Source organism: Nitratidesulfovibrio oxamicus (assembly GCF_015731765.1).
GTDB lineage: Bacteria > Desulfobacterota > Desulfovibrionia > Desulfovibrionales > Desulfovibrionaceae > Cupidesulfovibrio > Cupidesulfovibrio oxamicus.
In genome coordinates, this window is the sequence record NZ_VRYY01000589.1 from 1 (window position 1) to 1,230 (window position 1,230).

Annotated in this window: 1 protein-coding gene; it reads right to left on the reverse strand. The window is 69.5% G+C overall.

Going from position 1 to position 1,230, the window contains the following annotated elements:
• Window positions 1-1,230: ABC transporter permease (locus FVW20_RS15925; RefSeq protein ID WP_372435012.1), on the reverse strand; the 1,230-nt coding region annotated here is incomplete at both ends.

Genomic DNA, 1,230 nt, shown 5'->3' on the forward strand with positions numbered 1-1,230 from the left:
CGGCGGCCTGCCGCGCCGGGCGCAGCCCGAACACCAGCCCCACCGCCGTGGCGGCGGCCAGGGCCAGCAGAAACACCTTGGCCGACAGCACCATCTCGATGAGCCCCAGACGCTCCAGCATCTGGCCCATCAGCGCGCCCAGCAGCACGCCGCCCACCGCGCCGCACAGGGTCAGCGCCAGTGATTCCATGAGAAATTGCAGCAGGATGGCCCGCCCCGGAGCGCCAAGGGCCTTCTTGAGGCCGATCTCCACCCGCCGCTCGGTGACCGAGAGCAGGAACAGGTTGGCCAGCACGAAGCCGCCCACGATCATGGCCGCCGCCGCCGTCACCCCCAGGAACAGCACCAGCCCACCCTTGATAACGGACAGGAATTTCAGCACTTCGCGCGCGGTGAGTATGGTGAAGTCGTCGGGGTCTTCGGGCGCAAGGCGGTGCAGGTGGCGCAACAGGCTGCGCAGGTCTTCCACGTGGGCGTCCATGCCCGCCGTGTCCTCGAACTTCACGCGCAGGGCGCGGAAGTAGCGGCGGTCCATGTTGAATCGCTGGGTCAGCGTGGTGAGGGGGATGATCACGCGATCATCCACGCTGCTGCCGCCACCGGACATGCCGCGGTATTGCAGCAGCCCCACCACGGTGAACGGCACGCCGGACATCAGGAAGGTGCGGCCCACGGGGCTTTCGTCGCCGAACAGCTCACGGGCGGGCCTGTCGCCCATCAGGGCCACGCGCGCGCCGCGCTGCACGTCTTCCGCCGTCAGGTCGCGGCCTTCCACCAGCGGCCAGTTCCAGGCCCTGGCGTAATTTTCGGTGGTGCCGCCCACCAGTGCCACGTCGTAGTTGTTGGATTCGTGCTTCAGGCGCACGTTGCCCTTGGAGCGCATGGGCAGCACGATGTACGCGCCCGGCAGCGACTGGCGGATGCGCGCCGCGTCCTCCCAGGTCAGGGTAAGCGTGCGGGCGCCCACGGCACGGTTGACGATGTTGCCGCCAAACACCAGCACCGCGTCCGGCCCGAACATGTCGGCGATTTCGTCGGCCTTCTTGGACGCGCCGTCCACGGCGGCCACGATGACCGTCAGCGAGGCGATGCCCAGCGACACGGCGGCGATGACGAAGAAGCTGCGCAGCCGGTAGGCCAGCAGCGCGGAAAGGCCCAGCGCGGCGGCGCGCCAGCCTTCGCGGGCCAGCGCGGACAGGCTCCGTCCGCCGAAGCGACCGGGGGCATGCC